Origin of the sequence: Bacillus sp. AY18-3, from assembly GCF_008042305.1 — a bacterium.
Classification (GTDB): domain Bacteria; phylum Bacillota; class Bacilli; order Bacillales; family Bacillaceae_G; genus Bacillus_A; species Bacillus_A wiedmannii.
In genome coordinates this window covers 1-23,473 of sequence record NZ_QKQR01000027.1, presented here as the reverse complement: position 1 = coordinate 23,473, position 23,473 = coordinate 1, and the positions used below count along the sequence as shown (strand labels likewise).

Here is a 23,473-nt window from a genome sequence, read left to right as displayed (position 1 = left end):
CTCGCCAATCGTTAGGGGATGGCCTCATCTGATTAAGGTTTCATTTTATAGGAATATTTTTCGGAAGCAGAGAATTTTTCTCTGCTTTTTGTTATAATAGTAAGGTTTCTTGAAAAAATTGATATATTTTAGGCAGATTGGTTTACAACTATAATAAGCTGTACTATAATTCAAATAGATATAAATCGGAATCATTCTGAATTAAAATAGGTGAGATGCTATGAATAATATATTAGAAATAGAAGGATTGTCATTTCGATATGAAGATCGAAATGTGTTAGAAGATATTAATTTGCAAGTTCCGAAGGGAGCTTTTTTAGGTTTAGTTGGGCCAAATGGTTCTGGGAAATCTACTTTGCTAAAATGTTTATTAGGCGTTTTAAAGCCAAAACAGGGAAGTATTCGTTTGTTTGGTGTTGACAGTAAGAAGTTTAAAGAATGGAACAAAGTTGGTTATGTGTCGCAAAAGGCAAATAGCTTTAATTCTGGTTTTCCGGCCACTGTTTTTGAAGTTGTATCAATGGGACTCGTTTCGAAAAAAGGGCTGTTTCGCTTTTTCACGAAAAACGATAAGGAAAAGGTAGAAAAAGCGATTGCTGATGTAGGGATGAGTGCGTTTCAAGGGCGCAATATCGGAGAACTTTCTGGTGGACAACAACAGCGTGTATTTATTGCTCGTGCGCTCGTTAGTGATCCTGAATTACTTATTTTGGACGAGCCCACTGTTGGAATCGATGTGAAGAATGTAGAAAGTTTTTATGAGATATTAGAGGATTTAAACAAAAGGTTAGGAATCACATTAATTCTCGTTACTCATGATATGGGAGCTGTTACAGAGAAGGTAACACATGTTGCATGCTTAAACCAACATCTACATTTCCATGGAAATGTAGAGAAGTTCCGAGAGTTAGAAGATGCAGAAATGTCCGTCTTATATGGACATCATGTTCATCGTTTAGAACACGAGCATGAGCATCACGGGAGGATATAATGATACAAGATTTTTTACAATATGACTTTTTACGGAACTCTTTATATGCAGGGATTTTAATAGGACTTGTTGCGCCGCTTATCGGTGTATTTGTTGTCATTCGCCGAATGTCGCTTATTGCGGATGCTTTAAGTCACGTGACATTATCGGGTATTGCTGCAAGTTTACTACTAGAAAAAACAATTTTCACAGGAGGATTTTTAAATCCGTTATATATGGGAATGATTTTTTCTATTGGTGGGGCGTTACTAATTGAAAAATTACGTACTGTATATAAACATTATCAAGAATTAGCAATTCCGATTATTCTTTCAGCAGGAATGGGGATTGGGGTTATTTTTATATCACTTGCAAATGGATTTAACACTGATTTATTTAGTTATTTATTTGGGAGTGTAAGTGCTGTAACAAGTACGGATTTAATAATCATCGGCATTGTAGCAATTGTTGTTATTGTAACGATCACTTTATTATACAAAGAGTTATTTTTACTATCGTTTGATGAGGAATATGCTGTATCAACCGGTTTGAGTGCAAAGTGGATTCACTTTATTTTCATTATATTGGTTGCTCTTGTTATTGCAGTATCAATGCGTGTAGTAGGGGTTCTTCTCGTATCATCATTAATGACGTTACCAGTTGCAGCAAGTATTCGTATTGCGAATGGATTTAAACAAACAATTTTCTTTTCCATTTTATTTGGTGAAATTGCAGTAATTGGTGGAATGTTTGCTTCATATCAACTTGATCTAGCACCAGGTGGTACAATTGTTATGATAGCAGTTCTTATTTTAATTGGTGCGATTTTATGGAAAAAGAAAAAAACTGCATAAAGTAGGGATAGATATGAATCTAACAGAAGCTTTACGCCTAATGAAAGATAAAGGATACAAACATACGGGGAAAAGGGAAGAAATGCTCAGGTTATTTGCAGCTCACAATCGTTATTTAACGGCGAAAGACGTTTTAGAGCATATGAAGGATGATTATCCAGGTCTTAGCTTTGATACGATTTATCGTAACTTAACGGTGTTTGCTGAAATCGGTGTTTTAGAACAAACGGAATTAAATGGTGAAAAACATTTTCGTTTTACATGTTCTATTATGGAACATCATCATCATTTTATTTGTTTAGATTGCGGGGGAACGAAAGAGATCACTTCCTGCCCGATGGATTTTATGAATAAAGATTTTAACGGTTATGAAGTAACCGGTCATAAGTTTGAAATATATGGCCGTTGTCCAAAATGTGCAAAATAAGAACTCGTCGGTTACATAACTGACGAGCTTTTTTACGTAAAAAAGAAGGTTGCCCACAAATATTGTGGCAACCTTCTTTTTATTGTTCTTGTGTTTCTTTTTCTTTTTCTCGTTCAGCAGCCATTTCAGCAGCAATTACATCAATTTCTTTTTTCAGTTCTTCTACCATTATTTCTTCTGGTACTTTACGAACAACTTGCCCTTTACGGAATAATAATCCTTCTCCACGTGCACCGGCAATACCGATATCAGCTTCACGAGCTTCACCAGGACCGTTTACAGCGCAACCAAGTACTGCAACTTTAATTGGTACTTTTAGTGTAGAGATGTATTCTTCCACCTCGTTAGCGATGCTAATTAAATCAATTTCAATACGACCACAAGTTGGACAAGAAATAAGTGTTGCTGCATTAGATGCAAGACCGAATGACTTTAATAGTTCACGCGCAACTTTTACTTCTTCAACTGGGTCAGCACTTAATGAAATGCGTAGTGTATTTCCGATGCCTTTATTTAAGATTGCGCCAAGACCAGCGGCACTTTTTACAGTTCCGGCAAATAATGTTCCGGATTCTGTAATACCTAAATGTAATGGGTAATCAAAAGCACGAGCAGCTTTTTCATATGCTTCAATTGCTAAGTTAACATCAGAGGCTTTCATAGATACGATAATATCGTGGAAATCTAAATCCTCTAAAATTTTAATGTGATGTAGGGCGCTCTCGACCATACCATCTGCAGTTGGGTATCCGTACTTTTCTAAAATGTGACGTTCTAATGAACCTGCGTTTACACCGATACGGATTGGAATACCGCGTTCTTTTGCTGCATTTACAACAGCTTCTACTTTATGGCGACGACCAATGTTACCTGGATTGATACGTACTTTATCAATGCCACCTTCAATTGCTTTTAAAGCAAGACGATAATCAAAATGAATATCAGCAACAAGTGGAATGTTGATTTGTTTTTTAATATCAGCAATAGCATTTGCTGCGCGTTCGTCTGGAACAGCAACACGGACGACTTGACAGCCAGCTTCTTCTAAACGTTTAATTTCAGCAACTGTTGCTTCAACATCATGTGTTTTTGTTGTTGTCATACTTTGTATAATTAATTCATTATTACCGCCAATTGTTAAATTACCGACTTTAACTGGACGTGTTTTTGTACGATGAGTCATTTCATTCACGAATAGATCGCTCTCCTTATAAAAGAAGTTTCTTATTTAGTCCCTCATATCAATGAAAGTATACGTGATACAGGGCTATAGAAACCGAAGTGCTCGGTTTCACTTTTACTATTGTATCAGCGCCTTTATGTAATTGACAAGGATTAAGTGATTGCTCATTGATATAACGGGAATTTATAAGACTTTCCAATTTGTATTTTTGTAGCAGATGTACTTTTGTTTAGTTGTTTAAAGTCATCAATTACCTTTTCAATGGAAGGGATTTTTTTCTTATTAATTTGTTCGGTAATAGAAAGAACTGTCTCACCTGTTTTGACTTCGATTGTTTTATAAGTTACATCTGTTTCTTTTTCTGCTTTGTTCTCTTTCTTTTGTTTTGTATCTGTATTTTCTTGCTTTATCGTTTGGGCAGCGGTTGTTTTTTTATATGAACTTAACATCGGTAAAGTGCCGATTTTTATATCGTAATAAAATATATAACCAAGAACAAGCACGAATAAGAATATACCTAATCTTTTCATATTCTTCACTCCTTTGCTAGGAATATATGCTTGTCCAAAAAAAAAATGCCTATTTAGGCATTTTTTCGTTTTTATTTTTCTTTCGGTTTTGGAACTTCTTTAATCGTTAAGTAAAGAACAATTAAAACAACTGCGATATAAATGAATGTTGAACCAGGTACAACAATTTTGAATAGATCCATAATCATAAAGAAGATTGTTGGAATTGTGTAGCTGTATGCAGTTAACGTCCATACTTGCTTATAAGATAATTTACGTTGACCGCTCATAGCAGAACCTATAAACGCAAGTAAAGTAATTCCTAAGAAAGTAATAAACAATTGGAATAGATATACTAACACGCCGATAACAGCTAGTAAAATTGGATAAATACTATCGAATACAGAAATGAAATCTTGCAAGTCTTTCTTCTCAAGAGATGTCCCTAATAAATCATTATAGGAGTATGTTTGTGTTTGACCATTTCCTATAGAAACTACTTTATCTTTTAAAATAAATAAACCAGTTTTGTTTTGATATGTTTCTATATCTGTTGTATTGGGATCAAATACGAAAAGAGCATCTCCTTCTTCCTTTAGAATAGGTTGTTCAATATCTGCTTTTAGTTCACCGTTTTCGATTTTAAAATCAGGTAAATCTTTTTCAATTGCTTGATTTACCATGGTAACACTATCTTGAATAAAGCTGCCGTAAAAGAATGTTCTTGGAATAGTAGTGATTAGACAAAGTAGCATAATATACAAAATGGTTTTTCCGATTTTTTGAAAACGGAATAACGCCATATCTTTAGGCGAATATACGCTTTTTGCTAATTGGGTAAATATGGACATAGATTCACTTCCTTTATGTATGTATAAAATCATTGTAACGTAGGAATCTAGGGAACCACAAGATATATTGTGGTTTTATGTTTATATTTAGAAAGGTACTAAATGGGTGAAAAAGAAATAAGTAGTTCAGATTCACGAGGAAGTTTTGCTGCTAATTTTAAGTTGAGTATATCTATAAATATTATAAAAAGAGGCATTAAAAATACTATTTTTAAATTTCTATTTGCAAAAACTTATAATAGTGTATATTTCGGTGATTAATTTGAAATGCACGAACTATTATAACCTTCAATTAAATGGTGTTTATTGGAAGGGAGGGCAAGAAAGATAATGAATAAGGATTTAACTTAAGAAAGGGGCATGATTTCCTATAGGGAAAGGTTGTGTAAATTACGATGTTCTACGATTGAGTAGAGTTTCGTGGGTGATAAAGAACTGCATAGCCATTTTTATCACTTTTTCTTATTTTATACTTATGAAAAATCAAATCATTTCCAGAGTATTGGTGCATATTCCTTTTTTGGTATTTGATTCTTGAATTGGTATTTTTGGGTTGTTGGTTACGGAAACTTGTGATAGAATACACTATGTAAATATATATATATATAGTTTTGGAGGGAAGGACATGAAAAAAATCTTTAAAAATTTAACTATCGCAGCTGTAGCTGTAGCAAGTTTGGTAACGCTGACACCAAATGATAAAGCTGAAGCGGCTACGACTGGTTGGCAAACGTTATGGGGAAATTGCCAAGTACGAATTTGGGTGGATGCTTATACTTATACTAAAGGGGCTACGACAATTGACACGTGGGCTGAACAAAATGGAGCTTGTGGGCGCCTGGATTATGAGGCTTATTTGAGAGTAGGTCAAGGGCATTTTACAGAAAGCCAAGTGACTGGTTCTTTTAATAAAAAAAGTTCTACTAAATCATTAAATTTAAGAGCAATTCGTAATGCAGGATTAAATTCGGGTTCAAGTGCACGAGTAGAATATAATTTCTATAATGGGAATTTTGCACAATCGCATAACATTACAGTTTACTAAAATATAGGAAAGGGTACCTTGAACTGTTGGTACCCTTTTTTATATGGTTAAATAGTTTAAATTAGGTTAGATAGAGTTTCAATCAAAATATAAAAGTGGCTTACTAGGTACGTAAAGTTTATGACTTTTTTCTATATTTTAAGTTTTGAATAATGGTGGTAGTCCGCGCAATAATTTTCTTACTGTTGTTTGATAAATAATTGAGATGTAAAGTGAATTGGATGTCATATTTGTGGGAATTTCGCATAAATATAATTGACATATCTTAATTTTATAAAATATAATATGTGTTATAAAATAATTTGTGGATAGTTTTAAAAGGATACATCTCATACTTATTCTTTTGATTAGTACATACATAATTGTGGACCCTTAGCTCAGCTGGTTAGAGCAGACGGCTCATAACCGTCCGGTCGTAGGTTCGAGTCCTACAGGGTCCATATCCATTTCGCATGTTTATTACGTAAGCGGGAAGCTTCCTTGTAGAAGGGAGCTTTTTTTACGGAATATATGAGCATTTTAATTGAAAAGAAGTGGGATTTTTGCTACGTTAATGATAGCAAGACAATGTGATTTATTTGTTTGCACCCTATGGCAATTAGGGTAGAATGAAGTTGTATGTCACTTAAGTGGCAATACATAAACTGGGAGGAATATAACAATGGCAAAACACGAATTACCAAATTTACCTTATGCGTATGATGCTTTAGAGCCTCACTTTGACAAAGAAACAATGAACATCCATCATACAAAACATCATAACACTTACATTACAAACTTAAACGCTGCTTTAGAAGGTCATGCAGAATTAGCTGACAAAAGCGTAGAAGAATTAGTTGCAAACTTAAACGAAGTACCAGAAGCAATCCGTACAGCAGTACGTAACAATGGTGGCGGACATGCTAACCATACATTCTTCTGGACAATCTTATCTCCAAACGGCGGCGGACAACCAGTAGGCGAACTTGCAACTGCAATTGAAGCGAAATTCGGTAGCTTCGATGCATTCAAAGAAGAATTCGCAAAAGCTGGCGCAACTCGTTTCGGTTCTGGTTGGGCTTGGTTAGTAGTAAACAATGGTGAGTTAGAAGTAACAAGCACGCCAAACCAAGATTCTCCTCTAACTGAAGGTAAAACTCCAGTTGTAGGTTTAGATGTTTGGGAACATGCTTACTACCTAAATTACCAAAACCGTCGTCCTGACTACATCGGTGCATTCTGGAACGTTGTAGATTGGAACGCTGCTGAAAAACGTTACCAAGAAGCAAAATAATTGTAATAACGATAGAAAAAGCTAGGAGAATGCTCCTAGCTTTTTTCTATGCTTTCCTTTTACATAATTGGGCTTGTCTTTGGAAGACTAGAACATGAAGTAAAGGAGAGTTGTGTATGAAGTGGAAACATATAATTGGTGACGTTGAAGTGAATCGGGATTTAGTGTTGTTGCTCCTTATTGGAGGTTTATACACGCTCGCAATTTCTTTATCGAATACGTTTGTTAATATTTATTTATGGAAACAAACACAAAATTATGTGAATCTTGGCTTGTATAATTTGGCCAGCGTTGTATTGCAGCCTCTCACATTTCTTATAGGTGGGAAATTAGCGAAGCGTATTGATCGCTCAATCTTGTTACGAATAGGTGTAGGCACGTTAGCTATTTTTTTTATCGTTGTTTTAGTAGCGGGAAAAAGCGCTTCTCACTATATTTTATTAATGGGGGCTCTTTTAGGAGTCGGATATGGTTTTTACTGGCTTGCGTTTAACTTATTAACATTTGAGATTACAGAACCAGAAACAAGAGATTTCTTTAATGGGTTTCTTGGACTTCTTACATCCTTCTCTGGCATGATTGGACCGATAGCAGCTGGATACACAATTTCACGTATGGAAAAATGGAGTGGCTATACGGTCATATTCTTTCTTTCGTTAGTGTTATTTGCAATTGCTGTTATTTTAAGCTTTTTTGTATCTAAGAGAGAATGTGAAGGACGGTATGAAATTGTACAAGTATTGAAAGAGCGGCAGATTGATAAAAATTGGGGAAGAATTACACGTGCTCATTTTTTCCAAGGGTTGAGAGAGGGAACGTTTATTTTTGTGATTTCCGTGTACGTGTATTTAGCGACGGATAGCGAACTCGCCTTAGGAAAATATAGCTTAGTGAATTCTGCTGTATCATTTGTATGTTACTACTTAGTCACTCGTATGTTAAAGAAAGAGTGGCGGAAAAAAGCAATTTTGCTTGGAGGCATTATTTTATATGCTGTCGTATTTTTAGTTATATTCGACGTTACATACGCAAAATTACTTATTTATGCAGCGTGTATTGCGGTTGCATACCCTATTTTGCTCGTTCCGTACGGGTCCATGACATATGATGTAATTGGCAGAGCGAAAAATGCGAGAGAGTGGCGTGTAGAGTATGTAGTTGTCCGGGAATTATGGTTAAATGCAGGAAGAATTTGTTCGATTTTAAGTTTTTTATGTGCTGTATTATTCTTTCCGCCTGAAAAAAGTTTACCTTACTTATTATGTATTTTAGGTGCAGGACATTTCCTTATTTATTTTGCAGTTAAAAATGTCAAATATGATGAGGGAAATGCAAGTAAAACAAGTGTTGTAAGGCAAGGGACTGCGCAGAATCAAACAGAACCAGAAGGTTAACTTCTCGGTTGTTTTATGCTAGAATAGAAAAAGATGTAAGACAGCAGTGAGGACACCTGTATGAAGGTGTCCCTTTCACATTACATAGCTGTTGGTAGAGGGGGTTTGTATGAGCAAGAAGCAGAAACAACAAAAGAAAAAGACTCACGTTCCTTTTCGGTTAAACGTGCTGTTTTTCTGCGTGTTTTTAATGTTCTCCGCGGTCATTGTAAGGCTTGGTTATGTACAAATTGTTCGCGGTGAGGAATATAAGAATGAAGTGGAGAGGAAAGAAAACTCGACGATAAGTAATCCTGTACCACGTGGGAAAATATTTGACCGTTTTGGGCGAGCTGTAGTAGATAATGCAGCTGTACGTACGATTACATTTACAAAAATGAAAGGGTCAACTGCAGAGGCTCGCTTAGAAACAGCGGAAAAGTTAGCAGATTTGATTGAAGTCCCGACAGATAAATTAACAGATCGCGATAAAAAAGACTATTGGCTTGCTACGCACAAAGAGGAAGCTAAAGAAAAAATTACGAATAAAGATCGTCAAGAGTTAAAAGATAAAAAAATTGACGATAAAGAATTAGATGAGCGTCAACGAAATCGCGTGACAGAAGAAGAAGTGAATCAATTATCCGCAAAAGATTTAGAAGTGCTAGCGATTAAAAGCAAAATGGACGGCGGATATGCGATGACGCCACAAGTCATTAAAAAGGATGCTACAGAAAAAGAATACGCGATTATTAGTGAAAATCTAGCAACATTACCGGGTGTAGATACAAATGTTGATTGGGATCGAAAGTATATTTATGATGATTTATTCCGAAGTGTACTTGGCGGGGTGTCAACGTCTGATGAAGGTTTACCGAGAGAAAGACTAGATTACTATCTTGTTCGTGATTATAATCGAAATGAACGAGTAGGAAAAAGTTATCTTGAACAGCAATATGAAGATAGCCTACATGGTACGAAAGCGGAAGTGAAAAATATTACAGATAAAAACGGTAATATTTTAGAAACGATTAATGTATCAAAAGGGCAAAGTGGTAATGATCTGAATTTAACAATTGATATGGAATTACAAAAGCGTGTAGAAGAAATTATCACTAAAAGTTTATTGAAATATAAAGGTGGGCAACCACTTTTAGATCGTGCATTCGTTGTAATGATGAATCCGAAAAATGGTGAAGTTTTATCTATGGCAGGGAAACAGTTAGTGAATGAAAATGGCGAAACGAAAGTACAAGATTTCGCATTAGGAACGATGACAAGTTCTTATCCGATGGGATCAACTGTAAAAGGCGCGACAATACTTACTGGATATCAAACAGGCGCGATTCAACCAGGTTCAGTTCAACTCGATGAACCAATTGTATTAAAAGGACCGCTAAAAAAATCTTCTTGGAAGCCAATGGGATCTATTAATGATCTTACAGCGTTAAAAATGTCTTCAAACGTTTATATGTTTAAAACAGCGATGAATATTGCTGGTGTTCCCTATGTACGAGGCGGTACGTTAGATATAAAACAAAAATCATATGATACGATGCGTTACTATTTCGGTCAATTTGGACTTGGTGTAAAAACTGGCATCGATTTACCGAATGAAACGGCTGGACAAAGAGGTAGAACAGATCATATGCCAGGTTTCTTATTGGATTTATCAATTGGACAGTATGATACGTATACACCACTTCAATTAGCACAATATGTTTCAACAATTGCAAATGGTGGTTACCGTATGCAGCCGCAAGTTGTAAAAGAAATTCGTCAACCGGCAGTGAAACCAGATGAAGTTGGAAAAGTTGTTCATTCAATGGAACCGAAAGTACTAAACCGTGTAGATATGCCTGAATCACAAATTAAACGTGTTCAGGAAGGATTTAAGCAAGTGTTTAACAGTCCGGGTGGTACGGCTTTAAGCTATTTTTCGACTGCAAAATATACAGCTGCTGGTAAAACAGGTACAGCTCAAACTGTGTATGGCGGAGATAAAGAGATTGGTAGAAATGCAAAAGGTGAGCGCAAAGAGACATATAACTTAACTTTAGTAGGTTATGCGCCATTTGAAGACCCTGAAGTAGCATTTTCTGTTGTTGTACCTTGGGTAGATGATAAATCAGGTATTAATGGATATATTAGCCGTGATATCATGGATGCGTACTTTGATTTGAAAAAGGTAGAAAATGGCGAAGCTACAAAAGATGAAATAGATAAGAAAAATAAAGAGCAAGATGATGAATAAAAAAGTTGTAAAAAAAGCACACTATCTGAAAAGATAGTGTGCTTTTTTTTATGGTTGATGCATACGTTTTAATAAAGTGGACAAGCATATCATAGCGGGAAATTAAGGGGCCTCATAAATGATACTTATGCATCTTTCTGGAGGATAACGGTTTTATGGACCAATCATCAGTGAAGATGAACGGTGGCTACGGATTCAAGTTTCCCCTTATGTTGATTCTTGTGGAACTTTACAAAACTTTTACAAACAATTAAAACCGAATTAATAGTTTAGCAGTATTCTTATATCTGTAATCCTGTTATTTCCGGTTACTTCTAGGAGGAAGAACACGTGAAATGGATAAGTGCATCGATTAAAGTTTTCATACTGTCGACATGTTTTCTTTATGTTGGCACGTCTACTGCATTTGCTGTGAATGAAATGGGAGAAGTGAGAGTTGATGGATCCTCAACAGTTTTCCCTATTATAGAAGCAGTAGCGGAGGAATATACAAAGGCGCATCCAAACGTGAAAATTTCTATCAGTGTTTCTGGAACAGGAGGAGGATTTAATCGTTTCAGTAAAGGAGAAGTAGATATAAATAATGCTTCGAGAGCAATGAAACAAGTGGAAGAAAATGAGATGAAAAAAAACTCCATTCAGTTTACACCGTTTGAAGTCGCTTACGATGGCCTTACGATCGTTGTGAGTCGCCAAAATACTTGGGTAGACAATATGACGGTAGACGAGTTACGTCTATTATGGAGTGAAGATGGAAACGAAAAGCGATGGTCACAAATTCATTCTTCATGGCCACGTGAACAGGTGAAGTTTTATGCGCCAGGTGTAGATTCTGGTACGTATGATTATTTTCAAAATGTCATCTTACAAAATAGTCGCATTGTAAAAAAAGTCTCTTTGTCTGAAGATGATCAAGTTATTATGCAAGGGGTAATGAATGATAAAAATGCCATTGCTTTTGTAGGATATGCTTATTATATGGCCAATCGAGATAAGGTGAGAGCAATAAAAGTAAATAGTGTACTTCCGACGAAAGATACCATTCAATCAGGTAAGTATGAGCCATTATCTAGGCCACTATTTGCTTATGTGAATGATGCCTCTATCCGAAATAAAATGAATGTAGCAAATTATATTGAGTTTATGATTCAGCATGTTGGTAATCTCGCTGAAGAGGTTGGATATGTAAAATTACCAAAAGAAAAATATAATGAACAGCTGCGGATGTTAACAGAAATAAAAAGGTAATGTCAGGGTGGAAAGGGGTTTTCATCTTTGGCTCATAATGACAAAAGTCAAATTACATTTTCTGTACAACATTTGATTGAAAGAAATACAAAACAAAGAAAAAAAACGCAGCGAATCAATCGAATAGTTCCGTTATTACTAAAAATAATTGCTAGCGTGTCTATTGTAACGACACTTGGAATTATTTTTACATTGGCAAATGAAACAATGATGTTTTTTCAAAAAATACCATTACACTCCTTTTTGACGGGAAAAGAATGGTTACCTTTTTTTGAAAATCCTAAATTCGGTATATTACCACTTATATGTGGAACGTTCCTTGTAACAGCAATTGCTATGTTCGTAGCAATTCCTATCGGTTTAGCCTGTGCCGTATTTTTAAGCGAATATGCTTCAAACGGTGCAAGGAAAGTATTAAAACCGATGTTAGAACTATTAGCAGGTATTCCGACAATTGTATATGGTTTTTTTGCATTAACAGTTGTCACACCACTTTTACAACGGATTATACCAGATTTACAGTTTTTTAATGCGATTAGTCCAGGTATTGTTATTGGCTTTATGATGATACCTACAATTGCATCTCTATCTGAAGACGCGATGAGAGCTGTAGCGAAAGGAACGAAAGAAGCTTCGTTAGCACTTGGAGCAACTCGGTTTGAGGTGGTAAAACAAGTCGTGTTTCCTTCGGCTTTTACAGGGATTATGGCAGCAATCCTATTAGCTGCTTCCAGAGCAATTGGCGAAACGATGATAGTTGTAATTGCAGCGGGATCTACACCGAATGTATCGCTCGATCCGACACACTCTATTCAAACGCTAACAGCCTATATTGTGCAAGTGAGCTTAGGTGATGCTCCGCATGGAACAATTACGTATTACAGCATGTACGCTGTAGGCGCAACGTTATTCTTTTTTACTCTTATAATGAACATCATTTCACACTCTATTATGCGCCGTTTTAGGAGGGTGACATAATATGCGCATGTTGAATCATAAAAAAATACAAGAAAATATGGCATCACGTTTTTTAAAAGACCGAGTTTACAAGTTGTTATTTTATATAGCAATTTTGTTTTCAATAGTAATACTGCTTATTTTACTTTTTCAAATTTTTGAAAAAGGTATAAGTTACCTTTCGTTAGATTTCTTTACAAACTTCGCTTCGCGTAATCCGAAAGAAGCTGGGATTGCTGCAGCTTTGTCAGGAACAATATTATTTATGAGTATTGTTATACCAGTCTCTTTTATATTTGGAGTTGGAACTGCTCTTTATTTGGAGCAATATGCGAAGGAATCTATATTTAAAAAGGTAATAGAAATTAATAATCAAACGTTAGCAGGAGTACCTTCCGTTGTATTTGGATTACTCGGCTTAACTATTTTTGTATATGCTCTTCATTTAGGAGAGAGTATTATTGCGGCGGCACTGACGATGAGTTTACTCGTTTTACCGACAGTTGTTGTAGCGAGTCAAGAAGCGATACGATCTGTACCAAGTTCATTATTAGAAGCTTCTTACGGATTAGGTGCTACGAAGTGGCAAACGATGTATCAAATTGTATTGCCATCTGCTTTCTCAGGAATTATAACGGGTTGTACGTTAGCGATATCAAGGGCGATTGGAGAAGCGGCACCGCTATTAGTTATCGGGGCACTTGCATTTGCAAATTATGTTCCATTTAGTATGTTTGATAGATTTACAGTTTTACCAATTCAAATTTTTAATTGGATGAGTAGACCGCAAGAAGAATTTCAGTATGTAGCAGCTGCTGGGATGATTGTTTTGTTAGGTTTATTACTCTTTATCAATATATTTGTCTTATGGTTACGAAATCGAAAATAAGTTGGAAATGGATGAAAGGGGAATTCAAATGGTAGCAACAGTAGTAAATGTACAGGTGAAAAACGAGGAGAAAATCGAGACTGCACCAAAGAAAGTAGTATTTGATACGAAAAACTTAAATTTATGGTACGGAGAAGACCATGCTTTAAAAGATATTAACTTAAGCATTCATGAGAATGAAGTTACAGCAATTATCGGGCCAAGTGGTTGTGGTAAATCAACGTACTTAAAAACATTAAATCGTATGGTAGAGTTAGTACCAATCGTGCGAACTACAGGTGTAATTGAATATAGAGAGCGCAATATATTTGAAAAATCATACCCAGTTGAAGAATTAAGAACTCATGTGGGAATGGTGTTCCAAAAGCCAAACCCATTTCCGAAATCTATTTATGAAAATGTAGCATATGGCCCGAAAATTCATGGTATTCGTGATAAAAAAACATTGGATGAAATTGTTGAAAAAAGTTTACGTGGAGCAGCGATTTGGGATGAGTTAAAAGATCGTTTGCATGATAATGCATACGGTTTATCTGGTGGACAGCAACAGCGTCTATGTATCGCACGTTGTTTAGCAATTGAACCAGACGTTATTTTAATGGATGAGCCAACATCGGCACTAGATCCAATTTCAACATTAAAAGTAGAAGAATTAATTCAAGAGTTAAAGAAAGACTTTAGTATTGTGATCGTAACGCATAACATGCAACAAGCGGCACGTATTTCAGATAAAACTGCTTTCTTCTTAAGTGGAGAAGTTGTGGAATATACAGATACAAATAAATTATTTACGACACCTTCAGATAAGCGTACAGAAGATTATATTACAGGCCGATTCGGTTGATATCGTTGCAAGGCTAAGAGCAAATACCCTCTTAACAGAGGGTATTTCTTATTTTTACCTCATTTAATTAGAGAAGTAATACTTCTCCTATCTTAAGGCTTATTACAAGTAGGCTAGGTAGGAGATCTATATATAATGGCACATAATATTGAGGGGGAAGAAACAATGGTAAGAGAACAGTTTCAATGTGATTTAAAAATGTTACAGCAAAAGGTGATTGAGCTTGGAGAGCTAGCGAGGGAAGCTTTATTGCTTGCTATGGAAGGTCTTCATAAAAGGGATGTAGAGAAAGCGTTAGAGGTAATAGATGGTGATTATCGTATGGATAATTTAGAAGAGGAAATAAATGATCTTGCGCTTATGCTTATTACGAAGCAGCAACCTGTAGCAAGTGATTTAAGAAGGATTTTCATTTCAATTAAAACAGCGACAGATTTAGAGCGTATTGCAGATCATGCTGTTAATATTGCGAAATCAACAATTCGTCTTGGGGAAAAAGAGGTGGTTGTTAGTTTGCACAATCTTGATGAAATGTTTGCAATTGCAAATAAGATGTTACAGTTAGCGTTAGAAGCATATGAGCAAGAGAATCTAACTTTTGCGAAACAAATTGCCGAAATGGATGATTCAGTTGATGAAATATATGGGAAAGCGATTCGTGAATTTATATCTTCAGTTCCAGAACAACCAGAAGCAATTACACAAATTACACAATTATCCTTTGTGGCGAGATATATCGAGCGTGTAGCAGATCATATTACAAATATTGCTGAAAATGTTTTTTATTTAGTAAAAGGAAAGCATTACTTATTAAATGAATAAAGAAAAAAGGCAGGTGAAACATCACCTGCTTTTTTTAGTCAAAACATGACAAAAAAAGCTCGTTGTTTCCTTTAGTTTATGATGATAAGATGTATCATAATATAATGGAAAAAATAGGACATATATGTTGTTCACTTATTAAGGGATATTTTACTAAGTTAATGGTAAGCGCTTTCTTTTGTGGTGTTGAAAAGGTACATGTATATAGGGAGTTTTACTGCCTGTAAAAGCCAGATTCGAGTGGTCAAGGCTAATAATCAGTGGGAGATGCACAAAATCCCTACTAATTAAAGTTTCATTTTATACTGCTAGTTAATGCGGGGGAGATAATATACATATCGTATATGAAGTTACTGATCATTATATAAGTGGAGGCTGAAGTATATGAAGGGGGTTATTTTAGCTGGAGGAAAAGGACGACGCCTTAGACCATTAACATGTAATACTCCAAAGCCGATGTTACCGTTATTAGAAAAGCCAGTTTTGGAATACAATATTGAATTATTACGTCAGCATGGGATTCGTGAAATTGCAATTACTGTTCAGTATATGAGTACGGCCATTAAGCAATATTTTGGAGACGGTAGCAAATGGGGAGTTAACTTGTACTACTTTGAAGATTCTCCCCCGCTTGGAACCGCAGGGAGTATTAAACAAGCGGAAACATTTTTAGATGAAACGTTTGTTGTGATAAGCGGGGATGCGTTAACTGATTTTCAATTATCAGAAGGAATTACGTTTCATGAACAAAAGAAAAGAATGGTAACTATGTTTGTAAAGGAAGTAGAAAACCCACTCTCATTCGGTTTAGTTGTAATGAACAAAGAACAAGAGGTTACACGATATATAGAAAAACCGAGCTGGAATGAAGTAGTCTCTAATATTGTGAATACAGGTATATATATTATGGAGCCAGAAATTTTTTCTTACATACCGCCCCGAGAGTTTTTTGATTTCAGTCAAGATGTGTTTCCGCTCTTGGCAAATAAGAACGCGTTATTTGCATATTTGTCAGAAGGTTATTGGTTAGATATCGGTACATTTGATCAATATCGACAAGCACAATTTGATTTGTTAACGAAAAAATTGCAAGTACCTATTCCTTACACGGAAGTATTGCCGATGGTGTGGATGGGGGAAGGTGTGACGATTGGAAAAGGAACGAAAATTCACGGTCCTTCTTTTATTGGAGAAGGAGCAAAGATTGGTGTTGGAGCTGTAATTGAGCCATACTCTATTATCGGGAAAAATAGTGTTGTTTCAAGTTATTCTCATCTTCAAAAAAGTATTGTTTTTGCAAATGCGCACATTGGTCAGTATTGCGAGCTATTAGAAACGACCATAGGAGAGCATACAATGGTGGAAGATGACGTTACACTGTTTCAAAAAAGCATTGTAGCGGATCATTGTCATATAGGGAAAAGTACGGTAATTAAGCAAAAGGGAAAACTATGGCCATATAAGGCAATTGACAGCTATTCAGTAGTAGGATCGGCTGGTGTTCAAGAAAGTGAAAAGAGTGCAGGATGGTTGCAAAAAAGCCGCATTGTAGGAAGAGGTAATGTTGAAATCACTCCTCAATTTATTGTGAAGGTTGCGATGGCGTATGGATCTCTTTTTGCCAAAGGAGAAAGTATATTAATTGGGAGTCAAGAACATATAGAAACGACTTCTTATAAAAATCTCTTTCTTCATGCGATTCATGGTATCGGGGTTCATACGATGGAATGCAAAGAAATGAACGAATCGCTTTTTCAGTATAGCATTCAGGATTTACAATGTGCTGGTGGGGTTTTCATTCAAGTAGAAAATGAAAAAGAGGTTGTTATAAAGTTATATGGTAAGGATGGGGTACAATTAACGTATAAGCAGCAAAAAGCGATAGAACAAGTATATATGTCTGAGTCGTTTTATTACGTATGTGAGAAAGAAATGGGACGGAATAAGCTAGTCCACGTTTCTTTACATGATTATATAGAGGCTGTATTAGAGCGCGTTGATATTGAGAAAATACAAAAACAAAAGTTTCATCTTCTTATTAATAAGAGGAATGATATGTTACAACATTTATTGATGCTCTTTTTACAAAGGCTCGGATGCACAGTTACATGGATTTATGCGGGCGAACAAAAGGATCATGTGAAAGCTTTGATGAAATCAAGTAAAGCAAATATGGCACTTATGTTTTCAGAGCAAGGAAATTATTTCGAGTTATATGATAATCATAGTAATATTTACCAAGGAACAGATTTTGAAGAGGTGGATATTCCAGATTTATTACTTGAATCGGCAGGAAATATTTACCCGATGTCTTTGAAATTAGGAGAATGTTACCTTCTATTTTATACGCAGGATGAAAAAAAGTCGTTTCAAGCGAGATGGAAGCGAGATATTTTATATCGAATTGGAAAATTATTCGAGTTAATAGCATTGCAGGGGAAAACATTTCTCAGCATAGTAGAGCAATCACCGCCGCTCTATCTACTTTGTGATGAAGTTGTATGTTCATGGAATGAAAAAGGAAAAGTAATGAGGAAATTATTGGCTGATATGGAAAGAAAGGAAGAAGGTATATTTGAAGGAGTACAGTTCAAATATACCGAAAAAGAGTGGTCTTATATCGTTTCTGACACAAAACAACCGAAATTTTTAGTGTATTCGCATGCCAGAAACCCAGTAATAGCAAGGGAAAACATGAAAAATCTTATAGAAAAAATTAGACAATATCAAAAGGTGTAGAATTTTTATTTTAAAAGTGGTATTATAGTATAGTCTGATTTAAGTTATTAGTACTGGAGGGAATAAGAATGCGTGTGAATATTACTCTAGCATGTACAGAATGCGGAGATCGTAACTATATCTCAAAGAAAAACAAACGTAACAACGCTGAGCGTATCGAGCTTAAAAAGTATTGCAAGCGTGACAAGAAGTCTACGTTACACCGTGAAACAAAGTAAGCAGTAGGAATATTTTCCTACTGTTTCTTTTTTTATTCGATTCCTCTGTTAAAAGTGATACACTATCATCGTAGAGCAAAGTATCACTGTGAGGGGGAAAGTGTGTGAGAGAAGAGAAAGTACGTTTACGTAAACAAATAATAGAGCACATGAATTCTTTATCAGAAGAACGGTATACAACTTTATCAGAGCAAATTGCATTTTCGTTGTATGCGCAAAAAGAGTGGGCTGAAGCTAAAACAATTGGAATCACTCTCTCAATGGAAAATGAAGTGAATACATATGCTATTATCGAAAAAGCTTGGGAAGAAGGAAAGAAAGTTGTTGTTCCAAAGTGTAACAAAGGAACACGAACAATGTCTTTCCGGCAAATTAGTAATTTTGATCAATTAGAAATAGTGTATATGAATTTACGTGAACCAATTCCAGCGCGTACGGAAGAAGTGAATGCAGATGACATTGATCTTCAAATCGTGCCAGGCGTAGCTTATACAGAGCGAGGAGAACGGATTGGATATGGCGGTGGGTATTATGATCGTTATCTCGTGCATTATAAAGGGAAAACGCTATCATTAGCTTATAGTTTTCAAATAGTAGAACATATTCCAGTAGAGCCGTTTGATAAAAACGTAGAAAAAATTATTACAGAAAAAGGAACAGTGGTTAAAAATGGGCTTGTATAGACAAATAAAAATTGACGAGACTTTTTCTTCTTGATTATAATAAAATATGTGAACGTTTTCTTATTATAATTTTTTATAGTAAGTGAGCATAGAGGGTGATAAAATGGTATCTATTTATGATATTCAGCAATTGCTAAAGAAATTTGGTACGATTATTTATACGGGTGATCGAATTGCAGATTTGCAATTAATGCAAGATGAATTGCGTGAATTAAATCAATCACAGTTAATCGATCCACAAGACTATCAAACAGCTTTATTTTTATTGAAGCAAGAAATTCAAAAAGAGCTAAATAAGAATTAGATAAAGGTAGGTAAGCAACATGGAAGAGAAATGGTTAGTTGGGGTTGACCTTGGTGGTACAACAATTAAATTAGCATTTATTAATGTGTACGGTGAAATTTTACATAAGTGGGAAATCCCTACGAATACAAATGAGCAAGGAAAACATATTACGCTTGATGTAGCGAAAGCTATTGATAAAAAGTTAGAAGAGTTAGGTGAATTGAAAAGCAAGTTAATCGGTATTGGTATGGGAGCTCCTGGTCCTGTACACGTGGCGTCTGGAATGATTTATGAAGCGGTCAATTTAGGATGGAAAAACTATCCGTTAAAAGATTTATTAGAAGTAGAAACAGGATTACCTGTTGTTATTGATAATGATGCAAACTTAGCAGCACTTGGTGAAATGTGGAAAGGTGCTGGTGAAGGAGCAAAAGATTTAATCTGTATGACACTTGGCACTGGTGTTGGTGGTGGTGTAATCGCCAATGGTGAGATTGTACACGGCGTAAGCGGAGCTGCTGGTGAGATTGGACATATTACAGTAGTTACAGAGAATGCTTTCCCATGTAATTGCGGGAAGTCTGGTTGCTTAGAAACTGTAGCATCTGCAACGGGTATTGTGCGTGTTGCTATGCAAAAAATACAAGAGACTAATAAAGAGAGTGTTCTACGTTCTATGTTAGCAGAAGAAGGGCGTATTACATCAAAAGATGTGTTTGAAGCACTTGGACAAGGTGACGAGCTAGCAGGCGAAGTAGTAGAAAAAGTAGCTTCTTATTTAGGGTTAGCTGTAGCGAACCTTGCTAGTACGTTGAACCCAGAGAAAATTGTTATTGGCGGGGGCGTGTCTAAAGCTGGAGATGCACTATTAGAGCCAATTCAACGTTATTTCGAGCAATATGCTTTCTCACGTGCTGTAAAGAGTACAAAGTTAGCGATTGCAATACTTGGTAATGATGCAGGTGTTATCGGAGGAGCTTGGCTTGTAAAAAAGCACAAATACGAAGCGAAGATGGTATAAGTTGTGAAATATGAAAAGAGGAAGGGGAAACCCTTCCTCTTTTTGTGTGAAATCTTGATGAAGAATAACATGTAAATGAATTAAGCTGCTGGTGGGTACCCGTTATATAGAACAGTCATGATCGTAAACCATCCGAAAACGAGTACAGTTGCAATTGCAAAGCCGCCCGCGAATAAGTTTTTTTCGCGAAGAGTTCTAAGCGTAGCGAATACAGCTAACAGAGTGACTAGCGCAAAAATAATAACAAGGCCCATACAATATCCTCCTCTGTCTACCCATTCCTTAATATGAGTTTTTAGAATATTAACTCTTTTCTATTGTACATGTTTTAAAAATGATTGTCGAGATAGCATCCTTTCTTTTCCTAAGAGAAAAAAATGTTGTATCATTGAAAGTAAGTTTAATAATTGGAGGAGATTTTCATATGAAATGGATACAAATGCCGTTAGGCCCATTACAAACGAATGCTTATATTTTAACGAATGATCAAAATGAGTGTATTATCTTTGATCCTGGTCACGAAGGAGAGAAGCTCGTTACATATTTACAAGAAGAACAATTAAAGCCACTTGCTGTTTTATTAACACATGCTCACTTTGATCATATTGGTGCTGTTGACGCGGTAAGAGACGCTTTTCATATTCCTGTGTACGTACATAAAGAAGAAGCAGATTGGTTAGGCGATGCAACTGTAAATGGCTCTCAAATTTTTATGATGAATCGCAGTATTACAGCAAAACCAGCAGATCATATTATTGATGCAGAAGGTGCATTAGCAATTGGTTCATTTAATTTTGAGATTTTTGAGACGCCAGGACATTCTCCAGGCAGTATTTCTTATTATTGTAAAGAGGCGAATGCTGTATTTTCTGGTGATGTATTGTTCCAAATGAGCATCGGAAGAACAGATTTACCCGGTGGAAGTTTTGCTGAATTGATTGGAAGTATTGAAGGAAAATTATTTGTATTACCAGATGAAACAGCGGTGCTATGTGGACATGGTCCAGAAACAAGCATTGGTTTTGAAAAAGAAAATAATCCATTTTTACAGTAAGGAGCTAGTATGGAGATGGAGCTCATTTTAAAAGAATGGATGGAGAAAGAGAAGGATTATTCAATTTCATATAGTACGTATATGAACCTCGTATTGTACACAGAGGGACATGGCTATTATATGAAGGAACGTGAAAAAATTGGAAGACAAGGGGATTTTTTTACAAGTAGCAACGTATCCTCTGTTTTTGCAAAAACATTTGCTAAATTTTTTATTCGTCTTGTTGAAAATGGTGAAGTTGCTCCGAATATTTGTGAGATTGGTGGGGGAACAGGAAGGTTTGCCTATGATGTTTTACAAGAGTGGAAGCAAGTATCTCCAGAAACCTTTATTGATTTAAACTATTCAATGATTGAAATGAGCCCTTTTCATAGAAACTTACAGCAGAAAAATCTTTGTTCGTTTTCTAATGTGTCGTATTATACGTCGCATAGTGAAATGGGAGAATCGTTCGAAGGGATTCTTTTTTCGAATGAGTTATTTGATGCATTTCCTGTTGAAGTAATTGAGAAGAGAAATGGAATATTGTATGAAGTACGTGTTACGTACACAGAGGAAGGGAAACTCGCAGAAGTATGTAGACCGCTACAGAAAAGTATTGGTCGATACTTATTGAAATATAATATTCATCTTGCTGAAGGTCAGCGTTTTGAAGTGCCACTTGCGATGGAAGAATATATAGAAGAAATTGCGAAATGGTTTCAACGAGGTGTATGTATTACCGTTGATTATGGATACACAAAAGAAGAATGGATGCATCCTGCACATCAAGAAGGAAGTTTACGAGGATATTACGAGCATAAGTTAATCCGTAATCCTTTAGCGCATCCAGGTGAAATGGATCTTACTACTCATATTCATTGGGACGAGCTGAAAGAGATGTTTAGCCTGCAAGGCATGAATATAGTTTGGCATAAGAAGCAATCTGAGTTTTTGTTAGCAGCAGGAATATTAGATCAGCTTACGGGTCACCAAGATCGAAATCCTTTTTCTGAAACTCAAAAACAAAATCGTGCAGTTCGTTCTATGATTTTGAGCGGAGGGTTAGGGAGTGCATTTGATGTTGTGATACATACGAAACATATGCAACAGTTACACTTGGATCAGTATTTGAAAATATAAAAAAACAAGACACAGCATATTTCTGTGTCTTGTTTTTTAATACGACTTTTTAATTATGTAGCATCATATATTTTCTCTCATGATATATATTTATATTAAAGATATGAGATGAAAAATATAAAATACGCCCTTTTTCTCTGTTTATGAGCTCTTAACCTAATAATACGCGCACGAGTTGAATAATTGTCTCGTTTTCTACTTTGTAATAAATTTCCAATCCTTTTCTTTCACTGGAAACGATTTTAGCACTTTTTAATTTTGCTAAATGCTGTGAAATTGTAGATTGTGGCATATTTAAGCCAGTGTACATTGTAGAAACGTTGCTTGGACCACGTTCAATTAATCCTTTTACAATACATAAGCGAACAGGATGAGCAAGTACTTTCAATAATTCTGCATTGCTTTCATATAGTTCTATTTCTTTTTGAAAGGTTTCTAACATGTTCTTTTCCACCTCCGTGTGAGCTGTTATACCATACTATACATACCAAAAAATTAAAGAAAAGAAAACAGTTGTTGCAGAAAAAAAGTCCTAAAGTAAAGAAATTGTAAGAAAAGAGACCCTGATGTAAATAAAGTAGATAAATTTGCATGGTTTTGTAAAATGCCATTTTTGGGTGAAAATTTCAATGCGTTTTAAAAATTGAAAGATATAGATATATTTGTAACACAATTTTATCATGATTTTCTTATTCTTTCAAATGAATATACAAAATTTTTAAAATAATAAGAAAAAGGAATTATAATGTTATATATAGAATATAAAACAGGTTAAAAGAAAAGAAGCTGAATGTAGTCAGCTTCTTTATGGTGATAACAAAATATTTGAGTATAGCTGATAAATTTTAGAA

At 35.4% G+C, this 23,473-nt stretch carries 24 protein-coding genes and 1 tRNA gene; 20 read left to right on the top strand and 5 right to left on the bottom strand.

Going from position 1 to position 23,473, the window contains the following annotated elements:
- Positions 1-220: 220 nt before the first annotated feature.
- From DM800_RS21225 to DM800_RS21215, 3 genes are read left to right on the top strand one after another with little or no spacing between them, the layout of a single operon-like run.
- Entirely contained in the window at positions 221-991 is a 771-nt protein-coding gene (locus DM800_RS21225) for a metal ABC transporter ATP-binding protein (RefSeq protein ID WP_001059648.1), read from the top strand.
- On the top strand, positions 991-1,824 hold the full coding sequence (locus DM800_RS21220) for a metal ABC transporter permease (RefSeq protein WP_000613823.1): 834 nt from the start codon (positions 991-993) through the stop codon (positions 1,822-1,824). Before DM800_RS21225 ends, DM800_RS21220 begins: the two co-directional genes overlap by 1 nt.
- Positions 1,825-1,837: 13 nt before the next feature.
- Positions 1,838-2,251, top strand: coding sequence for a Fur family transcriptional regulator (locus tag DM800_RS21215; protein WP_001054512.1), 414 nt, complete (start codon positions 1,838-1,840; stop codon positions 2,249-2,251).
- Positions 2,252-2,330: 79 nt separating this feature from the next.
- On the opposite strand, the gene ispG is transcribed toward DM800_RS21215, so the two are convergent.
- From ispG to DM800_RS21200, 3 genes are all read right to left on the bottom strand, one after another.
- Entirely contained in the window at positions 2,331-3,434 is a 1,104-nt protein-coding gene (gene ispG, locus DM800_RS21210; RefSeq protein WP_075308387.1) for a flavodoxin-dependent (E)-4-hydroxy-3-methylbut-2-enyl-diphosphate synthase, read from the bottom strand.
- Positions 3,435-3,598: 164 nt separating this feature from the next.
- The gene (gene yqfZ, locus DM800_RS21205) at positions 3,599-3,964 is read right to left on the bottom strand and encodes a protein YqfZ (protein ID WP_048541536.1); all 366 of its coding nucleotides are present in this window, start codon (positions 3,962-3,964) and stop codon (positions 3,599-3,601) included.
- A gap of 71 nt (positions 3,965-4,035) precedes the next feature.
- Positions 4,036-4,794: a DUF1189 domain-containing protein gene (locus DM800_RS21200; protein WP_000021902.1), complete on the bottom strand. Its 759-nt coding sequence runs from the start codon at positions 4,792-4,794 to the stop codon at positions 4,036-4,038.
- 625 nt (positions 4,795-5,419) lie between these two features.
- Here DM800_RS21200 and DM800_RS21195 point away from each other — a divergent pair.
- From DM800_RS21195 to glcK, 15 genes are all read left to right on the top strand, one after another.
- Positions 5,420-5,839, top strand: a complete 420-nt coding sequence (locus tag DM800_RS21195; RefSeq protein ID WP_147787552.1) for a cell wall-binding protein — start codon at positions 5,420-5,422, stop codon at positions 5,837-5,839.
- A 366-nt stretch (positions 5,840-6,205) separates the two neighbouring features.
- Positions 6,206-6,279: transfer RNA gene (locus DM800_RS21190), tRNA-Ile, on the top strand.
- Between the two features lie 221 nt (positions 6,280-6,500).
- Complete coding sequence (sodA, locus tag DM800_RS21185; protein ID WP_001052034.1) at positions 6,501-7,112, top strand: superoxide dismutase [Mn]; 612 nt, start codon at positions 6,501-6,503, stop codon at positions 7,110-7,112.
- A 116-nt stretch (positions 7,113-7,228) separates the two neighbouring features.
- On the top strand, positions 7,229-8,506 hold the full coding sequence (locus DM800_RS21180) for an MFS transporter (RefSeq protein ID WP_088064421.1): 1,278 nt from the start codon (positions 7,229-7,231) through the stop codon (positions 8,504-8,506).
- Between the two features lie 109 nt (positions 8,507-8,615).
- Positions 8,616-10,739, top strand: a complete 2,124-nt coding sequence (locus tag DM800_RS21175; RefSeq protein WP_147787551.1) for a peptidoglycan D,D-transpeptidase FtsI family protein — start codon at positions 8,616-8,618, stop codon at positions 10,737-10,739.
- Between the two features lie 330 nt (positions 10,740-11,069).
- A complete protein-coding gene (gene phoX / locus DM800_RS21170; RefSeq protein WP_147787550.1) occupies positions 11,070-11,987 on the top strand; it encodes a phosphate ABC transporter substrate-binding protein PhoX in 918 nt (305 codons plus the stop codon).
- A gap of 27 nt (positions 11,988-12,014) precedes the next feature.
- Positions 12,015-12,965, top strand: a complete 951-nt coding sequence (gene pstC / locus DM800_RS21165) for a phosphate ABC transporter permease subunit PstC (RefSeq protein WP_147787549.1) — start codon at positions 12,015-12,017, stop codon at positions 12,963-12,965.
- Position 12,966: 1 nt separating this feature from the next.
- Entirely contained in the window at positions 12,967-13,833 is an 867-nt protein-coding gene (gene pstA, locus DM800_RS21160; RefSeq protein ID WP_147787548.1) for a phosphate ABC transporter permease PstA, read from the top strand.
- A gap of 28 nt (positions 13,834-13,861) precedes the next feature.
- Positions 13,862-14,677, top strand: coding sequence for a phosphate ABC transporter ATP-binding protein (gene pstB, locus DM800_RS21155; protein ID WP_000226689.1), 816 nt, complete (start codon positions 13,862-13,864; stop codon positions 14,675-14,677).
- Between the two features lie 165 nt (positions 14,678-14,842).
- Positions 14,843-15,499, top strand: a complete 657-nt coding sequence (gene phoU / locus DM800_RS21150) for a phosphate signaling complex protein PhoU (protein WP_033657724.1) — start codon at positions 14,843-14,845, stop codon at positions 15,497-15,499.
- A gap of 384 nt (positions 15,500-15,883) precedes the next feature.
- The gene (locus DM800_RS21145) at positions 15,884-18,238 is read left to right on the top strand and encodes a sugar phosphate nucleotidyltransferase (protein WP_087985250.1); all 2,355 of its coding nucleotides are present in this window, start codon (positions 15,884-15,886) and stop codon (positions 18,236-18,238) included.
- A gap of 68 nt (positions 18,239-18,306) precedes the next feature.
- Positions 18,307-18,456, top strand: coding sequence for a 50S ribosomal protein L33 (gene rpmG / locus DM800_RS21140; protein ID WP_001265616.1), 150 nt, complete (start codon positions 18,307-18,309; stop codon positions 18,454-18,456).
- A 104-nt stretch (positions 18,457-18,560) separates the two neighbouring features.
- Positions 18,561-19,139: a 5-formyltetrahydrofolate cyclo-ligase gene (locus DM800_RS21135; protein WP_088064416.1), complete on the top strand. Its 579-nt coding sequence runs from the start codon at positions 18,561-18,563 to the stop codon at positions 19,137-19,139.
- 103 nt (positions 19,140-19,242) lie between these two features.
- On the top strand, positions 19,243-19,443 hold the full coding sequence (locus tag DM800_RS21130) for a YqgQ family protein (RefSeq protein WP_000253699.1): 201 nt from the start codon (positions 19,243-19,245) through the stop codon (positions 19,441-19,443).
- 19 nt (positions 19,444-19,462) lie between these two features.
- Entirely contained in the window at positions 19,463-20,446 is a 984-nt protein-coding gene (glcK, locus tag DM800_RS21125; RefSeq protein WP_000391711.1) for a glucokinase, read from the top strand.
- Positions 20,447-20,526: 80 nt separating this feature from the next.
- Here the strand turns inward: glcK and DM800_RS21120 are convergent, their stop codons facing one another.
- Positions 20,527-20,700, bottom strand: coding sequence for a DUF2759 domain-containing protein (locus DM800_RS21120; protein WP_000524847.1), 174 nt, complete (start codon positions 20,698-20,700; stop codon positions 20,527-20,529).
- Positions 20,701-20,870: 170 nt separating this feature from the next.
- Between DM800_RS21120 and DM800_RS21115 the strand changes: the two genes are divergently transcribed.
- A complete protein-coding gene (locus DM800_RS21115; RefSeq protein WP_147787547.1) occupies positions 20,871-21,500 on the top strand; it encodes an MBL fold metallo-hydrolase in 630 nt (209 codons plus the stop codon).
- Between the two features lie 9 nt (positions 21,501-21,509).
- On the top strand, positions 21,510-22,622 hold the full coding sequence (locus DM800_RS21110; protein WP_097907756.1) for a class I SAM-dependent methyltransferase: 1,113 nt from the start codon (positions 21,510-21,512) through the stop codon (positions 22,620-22,622).
- Positions 22,623-22,773: 151 nt separating this feature from the next.
- On the opposite strand, the gene DM800_RS21105 is transcribed toward DM800_RS21110, so the two are convergent.
- Positions 22,774-23,064 carry an ArsR/SmtB family transcription factor gene (locus DM800_RS21105; RefSeq protein ID WP_000894375.1) on the bottom strand — a complete coding sequence of 97 codons (291 nt, stop codon included), beginning with the start codon at positions 23,062-23,064 and terminating at the stop codon, positions 22,774-22,776.
- Between the last annotated feature and the right edge of the window lie 409 nt (positions 23,065-23,473).